We start from the raw sequence: 10202 nt of genomic DNA, 5'->3' as shown, positions 1-10202 counted from the left end.
CGGGCGGCAGCGCCGCGCTGGCTAACGCCTTCGAGGGCCACGCGCGGGCGCGCGCCTTCAGCCTGCTCGGCACCAGCTTCGGCGTCGGGCTGGCCGCCGGGCCGGTGATCGCCGGGGTGTTGCTGGCGTTCAGCGGGTGGCACAGCGTGTTCCTGTGCTGCGCGCTGTTTGGCCTGCTGGCACTGCTGACCGGCCAGCGGTACCTGCCCGAATCACGTAACGATGACCCGCGTCCGCTCGACTGGCCGGGGATGATCGGCTTCAGCCTGGCGCTGACGCTGTTCACCTGGGCACTGCTGCAACTGGCCGCCAGCGGCAGCAGTACCCTGACCAGCCTGCTGCTGGCAGGCAGCCTGCTGACCTTTGTACTGTTTGTGGTTATCGAACTGCGCAGCGCCCAGCCGATGCTCGACCTGAGCCTGTTCCGCTACGGTCGCTTTATCGGCGTGCAGCTGCTGCCGGTGGCCACCTGCTACTGCTTTGTGGTGCTGCTGGTGCTGTTGCCGCTGCGTTTTATGGGTTTCTACGGCTTTGATGCCTTCACCACCGGCCTGCTGATGCTGGCGATTTCGCTGCCGATGCTGGTGGTGCCGGGGCTGGCGGTCAGCCTGACCCGCCGCTACTCCCCCGGAGCGGTGAGCTGTGCGGGACTGCTGCTGGCCGCCGCCGGCATTGTGCTGCTCAGCCAGGTGACGCCACAGAGTTCCCTGTTTCTGACCCTGCTGGCGATGGTGCTGATCGGCAGCGGCAGCGGCCTGCCGTGGGGGCTGATGGATAATCTGTCGGTCAGCGTGGTGCCGCCGCAACGGGCGGGGATGGCCACCGGTATTTTTAGTACGGTGCGCGTGGCCGGTGAAGGCGTGGCGCTGGCGACGGTGAGCAGCCTGTTTAGCCTGCTGGTGGCACGCGGAATGAATGCACACCCACAGCTGTCCGGCACGCCACCCGATCTGAACAGTGCAACCCTGTTGAAGCCGACGTTACTGCCGGTAATGGAAACGGCCTTCAGCCAGCTGCTGATCCTGCTGGCCATCGTCACGCTGCTGTGCGCGCTGGTTATCGGCCTGTGCCTGATACCACGCCGCATCAGAGGCTGACAGCCCACCGCGTAACTTTTTTTGCAGGCTGAGAGTGCTTCCTCTTTTGGCGGATATTCATTAATGATACTTTGCTGTCATTATTATCTTAGGAATAATCCGAATATGGCGCTCGACGTCTATACGTTGTTCGTTTGTGAACTCAGCGTGCTGATGTTTTTAATCATCGTACTGCTGTTCGCATGGCGCGGCGCCCAGTACAACCCGGTGCTGGGGATCAACTGCCTGTCACTTACCGCCACGCTGTTAGCGATCGTTTTTAGCAGCCTGCGTAGCCAGGGTTACGTGTTTTTGCCGCTGGTGGTGGGCAATCTGCTGATGCTGTTCGCCTACGGCATTTTACTCTGCGCGTTCCGCTATTTTCGCGGCGCGCGCGCCGGGAAGCTGTGGATGGCAGGCATGGCGGTGTGGGCCTTACTCTGCCCGATACCGGCCTTCTATCAGTCGATGCCCCTTCGGGTACTGGTAATCTGCGTATTGTGTATTCTCTACACGGCCGCGATGATGCGCGAACTGTGGCGCGCGCGCAGCCTGCTGCCGGTCACCTTCTGGCCGGCGCAGCTGCTGCTGTGGATCCATCTGCTGTTCCACGTCGCCCGCATACTGCTGGATGGCGGTATTCCCAGCCCGTTACACGGTGCGATCGGCGGATCTGTGTTCTCGGTTTACGTGATTCTGGAGTCAATTCTGATGGTGATCGGCATGAGCGTAACGCTGATGGCGATGGTTAACGAACGCACGCTGCTCAGGCATAAGCAGGCTGCCCTGCTCGATCCGCTGACCGGCGTCTGGAACCGGCGGGCGCTGTTTGAAAAGGGCGAAATCACCCCGGCGGGCTGTGTCACCCCGCTGAGCGTGATGCTGCTGGATCTCGACCATTTTAAAAGCATCAATGACCGGTTCGGCCATAATCAGGGGGACAAAGTATTAATTGATTTCTGCTGCCAGGTGAAATCGGTGCTGCCGCCCGGCGGCTTTTTTGCCCGCCTTGGGGGCGAGGAATTTGCCACCGTATTAACGCTGGGTGAACGGGAAACGATGACCTTCGCGGAGAGTATACGCGCGACGGTTGAGCACTCTACCCCCGGCGGCGTTAGTTATACGGTAAGTATCGGCGTGGCCAGCTGTCAGCCGGGGCACGACCATCTTGACGCGTTGCTCAGCGCCGCCGACGAGGCCCTGTACCAGGCTAAAACCGACGGCAGAAACCGTGTGAAGGCTTTTACACCGGCATTAGGGGCTGAGATGAGTATCGCATCGTCAGCGACAGGTTAGGCCGAAGCAGCGAACGGCAGATTAAAACCCCTGCGGAGCGACGAAATAAGCCGCCGTGTGCGGTCACAGGCAAAGCTGACACAGACTTTGCGCCACAATAGCAACGCCTGCAGCGAACGGAGTCGCCGAAGGCGGAGACGTTATCAGGGTGGCAATGATGCTCAGTTGCCACCAGCCCGGCACTCAGTGCGGGCGATGATGTGAAGCGCGGTCCCCGTGGCGGCAGCGCTTGTCACCGCAGTGACGCACCCAGTAATAGCGGTCGGTGATCTTTTCGCGACCGCTGACGCGGGCGCCCACCAGCCACAGCAGCGCACCCAGGAAGATGCTGAATATGGCCCCCTGCACCAGAAACTCATCAGAAGAGAACTGCGGCATCTGATTGACCACCGCGTAGGCCACGCCGGCGACCATCATCAGTAGCCCCAGGCCCATCAGACCATTACCTGCTATATGCGTATGTTTGCGTTTCATTAACCACCTCCAGTCCATCGTCGGGGCAAGATCCATTGCCGGATAATGCAAGTGTAGGAAATTGATCGTGCGGGTGGTGCTGCTTTGATCACACTTTTGGTACATTCTTTGACACAACTTTACGTCTAACCCGCTGAATTTGTATCAAAATTGAATAATCACCTGACTGAATTATTGTGAGCCAGCGCACAGAACGCCCCGCCCTTTGAGTTATCCGCCGCGCTTCAGTAAACTAGCCGCCTCGAACCGACCCTTCAGGGAATACACCACGTGAGTAGCATTAAACTGATTGTTGGCCTTGCCAACCCGGGCGCAGAGTACGCCGCCACGCGCCATAACGCAGGGGCGTGGTACGTCGATTTACTGGCTGAACGGCACAATCAGTCGTTAAAGGAAGAGAGCAAGTTCTGGGGTTATACCGCGCGCCTGAACCTCGGCGGTGAGGATGTACGCCTGCTGGTGCCGACCACCTTTATGAATCTGAGCGGCAAGGCGGTGGCGGCGATGGCGACCTTTTACCGCATTGCCCCGGAAGAGATTCTGGTGGCACACGACGAGCTGGATCTGCCGCCCGGGGTGGCAAAGTTCAAACAGGGTGGCGGCCACGGCGGCCATAACGGCCTGAAAGACATCATTAGTCGGCTGGGTAACAACGTCAATTTCCACCGCCTGCGCATCGGCATCGGCCACCCGGGCGATCGTAACAAGGTGGTCGGCTTCGTGCTGGGTAAACCGCAGGCGGCAGAGCAGACGCTGATTGATAATGCGGTGGATGAAGCGGCGCGCTGCACCGAGGTGTGGCTGAAAGAGGATCGCCTGAAGGCGATGAACCGCCTGCACAGCTACAAAGCGGGCTGAGTTGAACGGGCGGCGGCAAACGACGCGGCCCGCAGCGTTATCCGGCGGAACCGCCCTGCTCCAGCGCGCTGAGCGCCACAGATGGCGCAAAATAGCCCTGCACGCCCCACACCTTACTGCGCGCCAGAATGGCGATCTGCGCCTGAGCGCTGACGCCTTCCACGATCACCCGGTTGGTATACTGACGAATATGGCTAATCAGCACCGAAAAAAACGGCTTGCTGACGTTATTCAGATAGAACTGGCGATCGAGCTTAACCGCCTCAAACAGGCTCGACTGCAGCGCATGCAGGTTAGCATCCCCGGCGCCCAGATCGTCCAGCCACAAAATATTCAGCTGTTCATGCAGCGCGCGCAGCAGCGGATTATCCATGCCGTCATGCAGGTTGGGAAAATCCTCCGACAGCTTGAGCCGGATAAACGGCAGGTGCGTCAGGATCTGCTGCACAAACGGCGACTCGATAATCGCGCGTGCCAGTTGAAAATCGATCGCCACGCTGCACAGCAGCCCGCGTTGACGGAAATAGCCGGCGTACTCTTCAACGATCAGCAGTTGATTGAGCAGGCGATCTTCCGCACTGACCGGCCGCAGCAGCGTCTTTGAGGCCGTATCATGAACCTGCGGCCGGTAGCTGAGGTCGATGGCCACCAGCTCGCCGGTAAGTGACTGAACAGGAATACAAACAAAGTCATTTTTCATGCCATTGAGCCAGTTAACAGGCATCCTGCCCTGAATATATGCGCTGAGCAGATTGATTATAGGAGAAAATTCTTTAATCGCCGCCCCGATAAACGGGATAACCCTATTATCGGCAGCGGCGAGTTCAGCTTTATGGTTCAGGCATCATTGCTGGCGACTTTATAGTCGGGATCGTCCAGCTCGTGGCTGCAGAACGGGCCGGCCTGCTTAAGCAGGCTGATGCAGTCTTCGCTCAGATGCCGCAGGCGCAGCGTTTTACCGGCCTGCAGATAGCGCGCCGTCAGCTTATCGACAGCCTCCACGCCGCTGGAGTCCATCACCCGGGTACGGGCAAAGTCGATCACCACCGTCTGCGGATCGTTTTCGGGCTCAAACAGCTCCTGGAAGCTCGCGACCGAGCCAAAGAACAGCGGGCCGTCCAGCCGGTAGGTCTTCTGGTCGTTCTCCTGCTGCTGCGAAACGATGGTAATGCGCGCATGCTGCCAGGCGAACACCAGCGCCGAGATAATGACGCCGCAGATCACCGCCATCGCCAGGTCGGTAAAAATGGTGATCAACGTTACCGTCAGCATCACCACCGTGTCCGCCTTCGGCATGCGCTTAATTCGCTTCAGCGTGCTCCATTCAAAGGTGTTGATGCACACCACAAACATAATCCCGGCCAGCGCCGCCACCGGCAACAGCGCGATCCAGGGCGACAGGCTGATCACAAACAGGATCAGCAGCACCGCGCCGACCAGGTTGGAAATGCGTCCGCGCCCGCCGGAGGTGAAGTTGATAATTGACTGACCGATCATCGCACAGCCGGCAAAGCTGCCGAAGAAGCCGCAAATGGTGTTGCCGATGCCCTGCGCCACGCACTCCTGGTTGCCCGCTCCTTTTTTACTGCCCATCTCGTCCAGCACCGCCAGCGTCAGCAGCGACTCGATCAGGCCAACCAGCGCGATCACCACCGCATAGGGCAGCACGATGGTCAGCGTTTCCCAGTTGAGCGGCACGGTGGGCAGGTGGAACGACGGCAGCGTGCCGGAAATATCCGCCAGGTCGCCAACGCGCTTGGTGTCCAGCCCGAAGCCAATGGCGATGGCGCTGATGACGATTAGCGCCGCCAGCGAGCCGGGGATTGCTTTGGTGATTTTCGGAAACAGCCAGACGATCAGCATCGCCAGCGCTACCAGCGCGTACATCACCGGGCCCTGCCCTTTAATCATCGGCAACTGGGCCAGCATAATCACGATTGCCAGGCCGTTGACAAAGCCGTATATCGCCGGCTGCGGCACCAGGCGGATAAACTTGCCCAGCCGCAGCACGCCGATCGCCAGCTGGATCAGCCCGGCCAGAATAGTCGCCAGCAGCACGTACTCGTAACCGTGCTGGACGATCAGGCTAATCAGCACCACGATAATCGAACCGGCCGCGCCGGAAATCATCCCCGGCTTACCGCCAAAGAAGGCGGTGACCAGGCCGAGGATAAAGGCGGTATGCAGGCCGATGGTTGGCGACAGGCCGGCCAGCAGAGAGAAAGCGGTGGCTTCGGGGATCAGCGCCACTGATACCACGGCTCCCGCCAGTACGTCATTTTTGACGCTTTTAGCGCTGAAGTTGTTCAGGTTAAACATGTTTTTCCACTATTTTTTTCATATGCAGGCGTACACCCCGTCGTGCGGGGCGTGAGTGTTGTCGCAGGGACAACGGCAGGCAACGTGGCGTTGCGCAGACAGGGTCGCGGTTTCAGGGTGGCGTGGGCAGCGAGCGAGGCATCTGCGCAGTTCTCCGGCATTCGTCAATTTTCGTCAGTATGAAAAAATGTGAGCGCTTTCACAAGTGAAAGCTGACTCGCCGCCGAGAAATCTGCGCCATCGCCACGATAATTACGTGTATAATGCGCGGTAACTTTTTCGGACATTCGTCGCTGACGACGTTGGGGTGCATTAACCGCCCCGATTTTTAGCTTATTAAGGTGATTCAAACATGGGATTCAAATGCGGTATCGTGGGCCTGCCAAACGTTGGTAAATCCACCCTGTTCAATGCGTTAACCAAAGCGGGTATCGAAGCTGCTAACTTCCCGTTCTGTACCATTGAGCCGAATACCGGCGTGGTGCCAATGCCTGATTCACGTCTGGACCAGCTGGCGGAGATCGTTAAGCCACAGCGCATCCTGCCGACCACCATGGAGTTCGTCGACATCGCTGGCCTGGTAAAAGGGGCGTCGAAAGGTGAAGGCCTCGGCAACCAGTTCCTGACCAACATCCGCGAAACCGAAGCCATCGGCCACGTGGTGCGCTGCTTCGAGAACGACAACATTATCCACGTGAACAACAAAGTGGACCCGGCCGACGATATCGAGACCATCAATACCGAGCTGGCGCTGTCCGACCTCGACACCTGTGAACGTGCCCTGCAGCGCGTGCAGAAAAAAGCCAAAGGCGGCGATAAAGACGCCAAAGCCGAACAGGCCGCGCTGGAGAAGTGCCTGCCGCACCTGGAGAAAGCCGGCATGCTGCGCGCGCTGGACCTGAGCGAAGATGACAAAGCGGCGATCCGCTACCTGAGCTTCCTGACCCTGAAGCCAACCATGTATATCGCCAACGTGAACGAAGACGGTTTTGAAAACAACCCGTACCTCGATATCGTGCGCGCTATTGCTGCAGAAGAAGGCTCCGTAGTGGTACCGGTGTGTGCCGCCGTCGAGTCTGATATCGCCGAGCTGGAAGACGGCGACCGCGAAGAGTTTATGGCCGAGCTGGGCATTGAAGAGCCGGGCCTGAACCGCGTGATCCGCGCCGGCTACGCCCTGCTGAACCTGCAGACCTACTTCACCGCCGGCGTTAAAGAAGTGCGTGCCTGGACCATCCCGGTCGGTGCCACCGCGCCACAGGCCGCGGGTAAAATCCACACCGACTTCGAGAAAGGCTTTATCCGTGCCCAGACCATCGGCTTTGACGACTATATCGCCTGCAAGGGCGAGCAGGGTGCCAAAGAAGCCGGCAAGATGCGTTCAGAAGGTAAAGACTACGTCGTGAAAGATGGCGACGTGATGAACTTCCTGTTTAACGTGTAATCCGTTTAACGATTTCAGAACGTTTCGTACAGGACGATTGAATTGTTGAAAGTAAAGCCGCATCCGGATGCGGCTTTACTGTTTTATGACCTGAAAAGCTGATTCCTCAAGTCACTGACTGTAATTAGCGGGGGACTTTATGCCGGGCTTTCGCAAAGCGAGCGTTAATGCTTCCAGCGTTTTCCTCAATAAACAACGTGCGGGCAAATGCGCTGACCGGTTTTACGGAACGGTAACACTCAAGCACCCTGGTGGTAAAATCAGTTTTACGGCGAAACCCTAAAGTCTTAATAAACTCAAGCATGATTCCTCCCGTTGATATCGCTTTTAATATTTATCCGCCAGATATCGCTAATTTTTGCCTTCTGCAATTATCATGAAAATGCGCCTTTTCTCCAGTTCCAGAAATCTTTGATTGCACGTTAGGGTGTTCTGACGAGGAGATCCCTTCAGAACGGGCTCAATCCTCTGCACGGCGTTATCCGTAAGAATGCTCAGGCAATTATCGCGGTTTAACGTCCTCGTCTCTCAGTCCGCTATATACCGCCTCACGCAAATCCGTCACAAACTGACCGTCCATGCCCTCATACAGCGTATTGGTCAGCGCCACCACGCTTAGCCCCTGCGTACGGTCGACAAACCATGAATGGCCGTATACGCCGCCCCAGCGCCAGGCGCCGCTGGAGAGCGGCATCCCGGTCAGCCCGGCATTACGTACGACGGCAAAACCCAGGCCAAAGCCAAAACCCGGCATCTCCGGCAGCTCACGGCCGCAGGTGTGATCCCGTTCCATCTCAGTCACCAGCGCCTCCGGCAACAGCTCGCCGCGGCCTGCGCGCAGCGCTTCCAGCAGCCGCAATACATCGCCGGCGGTACCGGCCATGCCCGCACCGCCGGAAGGATACGCACTGGCATTAAAGATGCGCGCCGGGCTGAAATGCACGCCTTCCGTAACCTCGTCAAAAGGCACGCGTTCGCCTTCCGCCAGCCGGTGCGGCTGCGGCGTGTCATTCACGTAGGGCACGGCAACGCGCAGCGGATCGCGGGCGATAAAGGCGCTATCGCTCATGCCCAGCGGGCCGGTCACCAGCTGTTCGACCGCCTGCGGCAGCGGCACGCCCTGCACGGCGGCGATCAGCGCGCCCAGCACATCGGTGGCCAGTGAATAGTTCCAGCTGGTGCCCGGGTGATAAAGTAGCGGTACGCTGGCGATACGCCGCAGGTTCTCAGCAAGGCTAACGTCAGACGCATCCAGCCCGTCAGAGACGCCGGCCCGCGCATAATCCTGCCCGCCTGCCGCCTCGGAAAAGCCATAGTTCAGGCCAGCGGTATGGCTGAGCAGCTGGCGGGCGGTAATCGTCGCCGGATGCCCGTCCGCCAGAGTGGGCCGGAACTCCGGCAGCCAGCGTTCGACGGGGGCATCAAGCTCAAGTTTGCCCTGCGCCACCAGCACCAGCGCTGCGGCAGAAACGATCGGTTTGGTGACAGAGGCCAGGCGGAACACCGTATCCAGCGCCATCGGCCTGCCGTTTTCACGGTCGGCCAGCCCGAAAGCCTGCTGGTAAATCAGCTTGCCGTGACGCGCCACCAGCACCACCGCGCCAACCAGCCGCTGGTCGGCCTGCGCCTGCTGGATCACCGCACTGACCGTACTGGTCAGTGAAGCCGGTGTGCTACCCTGCGGCAGCGGCTGAACAAAATGGGTCATGATTGATTACCTCTTAAATCAGTCGTGCCATGACAGTAGAAAGTTCAGCACAGAAGAACAACCGGCCAGACGTTCCATTTTGTGCGGTGATCCCGGCAGTGATGACACCTTCCGCCCGGAGGGACGCATTATTTCTCGGGATAACCCTGTAACAGCTTCACGGTACTGACCTGATCGGCATCACGGCAATATTGTTGAATCCACCTGCGCAGAAGGAGGCTGAATTTAGCAGAGTACGGTACATCACCGCCTGCCAGCTGTTCTTGTTATTGTCACAGGCTGATTCCCAGCGATCTTTAAGATACTTTTCCACTCCTCGTTGCCCTTTACGCTTAAACAGCCGTTGCAGGGTTAATTTTTCCCGTGACATCGCCGATGCAGCATGCGTTGCATAGAGATTATCAATACCCAGTGTTCTGAGGTGATAACGCATTCTCTGGCGTAATGCGAAACGTTGAGGCACGTTATCATTAACATAAAAAACCAGCGCCGGAGAAGCTCCACCTTTCAGGCTGGCGGAAAGCCAGACAATATCATGCAGTCTGTCGAAAAAAGGATGGAAGGTTTGATTTTCTTTATCACTGTTTACCGTATCCAGTTTAGCTTTATTACACTCAATACAAGCCGGGTAGAGATTCACCCGCGAAATGGCATACTGAGGATAATGTGCTTTTGGCAGATAGTGATCGAGTGTTCCCACCAGTCGCTGGCTGCACAACGGGCAGAGATCACCGATGGCCGAATCCCGGATACGTGTATAGATAACATTACCGCTTTTACTTTTGTACAGACGGTTTTTATACAGCTTTTCCATTTCATCTTTGGTCATCGTCTGGGTAAAGGCTTTTTTTAATACCGGCAATGTGTTCAGTGATGCCGTCTTTCCCTTAATGCGGTAAATTGTGTCAAAGAACGTCACACTATCGCAAAAGTCTTCTTTTCTCAGCAGTAACTTGAACTTATCACCCTCCTTGATACAGGAAAAAATATCAAAAGGATTATCCTCAGGCAGCGGTAATTCGTACAT

At 57.7% G+C, this 10202-nt stretch carries 10 protein-coding genes; 4 read left to right on the top strand and 6 right to left on the bottom strand.

Annotation, left to right across the window (positions count from 1 at the left end; genetic code table 11):
- Positions 1 to 1097: MFS transporter (locus NV64_RS18780; RefSeq protein ID WP_101506533.1), on the top strand; the 1097-nt coding region annotated here is incomplete at its 5' end.
- Between the two features lie 105 nt (positions 1098 to 1202).
- Complete coding sequence (locus tag NV64_RS18775) at positions 1203 to 2372, top strand: diguanylate cyclase (protein WP_056234396.1); 1170 nt, start codon at positions 1203 to 1205, stop codon at positions 2370 to 2372.
- Positions 2373 to 2555: 183 nt separating this feature from the next.
- Here the strand turns inward: NV64_RS18775 and ychH are convergent, their stop codons facing one another.
- The gene (ychH, locus tag NV64_RS18770) at positions 2556 to 2846 is read right to left on the bottom strand and encodes a stress-induced protein YchH (protein WP_056234395.1); all 291 of its coding nucleotides are present in this window, start codon (positions 2844 to 2846) and stop codon (positions 2556 to 2558) included.
- 270 nt (positions 2847 to 3116) lie between these two features.
- Between ychH and pth the strand changes: the two genes are divergently transcribed.
- The gene (gene pth, locus NV64_RS18765) at positions 3117 to 3704 is read left to right on the top strand and encodes an aminoacyl-tRNA hydrolase (protein WP_056234392.1); all 588 of its coding nucleotides are present in this window, start codon (positions 3117 to 3119) and stop codon (positions 3702 to 3704) included.
- Positions 3705 to 3741: 37 nt separating this feature from the next.
- Here the strand turns inward: pth and NV64_RS18760 are convergent, their stop codons facing one another.
- Both NV64_RS18760 and NV64_RS18755 read right to left on the bottom strand, forming a co-directional pair.
- Positions 3742 to 4404, bottom strand: coding sequence for an EAL domain-containing protein (locus tag NV64_RS18760; protein ID WP_101506532.1), 663 nt, complete (start codon positions 4402 to 4404; stop codon positions 3742 to 3744).
- Between the two features lie 137 nt (positions 4405 to 4541).
- Positions 4542 to 6023: a SulP family inorganic anion transporter gene (locus tag NV64_RS18755; protein ID WP_056234387.1), complete on the bottom strand. Its 1482-nt coding sequence runs from the start codon at positions 6021 to 6023 to the stop codon at positions 4542 to 4544.
- 352 nt (positions 6024 to 6375) lie between these two features.
- Here NV64_RS18755 and ychF point away from each other — a divergent pair, with 352 nt between their 5' ends.
- Positions 6376 to 7467: a redox-regulated ATPase YchF gene (ychF, locus tag NV64_RS18750; RefSeq protein ID WP_056234386.1), complete on the top strand. Its 1092-nt coding sequence runs from the start codon at positions 6376 to 6378 to the stop codon at positions 7465 to 7467.
- 124 nt (positions 7468 to 7591) lie between these two features.
- Here ychF and NV64_RS18745 read toward each other — a convergent pair whose 3' ends face one another.
- From NV64_RS18745 to NV64_RS18735, 3 genes are all read right to left on the bottom strand, one after another.
- On the bottom strand, positions 7592 to 7771 hold the full coding sequence (locus NV64_RS18745; RefSeq protein ID WP_056234384.1) for a hypothetical protein: 180 nt from the start codon (positions 7769 to 7771) through the stop codon (positions 7592 to 7594).
- Between the two features lie 198 nt (positions 7772 to 7969).
- The gene (locus NV64_RS18740; protein WP_101506531.1) at positions 7970 to 9175 is read right to left on the bottom strand and encodes a serine hydrolase; all 1206 of its coding nucleotides are present in this window, start codon (positions 9173 to 9175) and stop codon (positions 7970 to 7972) included.
- A gap of 157 nt (positions 9176 to 9332) precedes the next feature.
- A complete protein-coding gene (locus NV64_RS18735; RefSeq protein ID WP_056234380.1) occupies positions 9333 to 10202 on the bottom strand; it encodes an HNH endonuclease in 870 nt (289 codons plus the stop codon).

The sequence above is a fragment of the Erwinia sp. B116 genome (assembly GCF_002865965.1).
GTDB lineage: Bacteria > Pseudomonadota > Gammaproteobacteria > Enterobacterales > Enterobacteriaceae > Erwinia.
The sequence above is the reverse complement of the archived record's forward strand: the minus strand, read 5'-3'. Positions and strand labels throughout refer to the sequence as shown.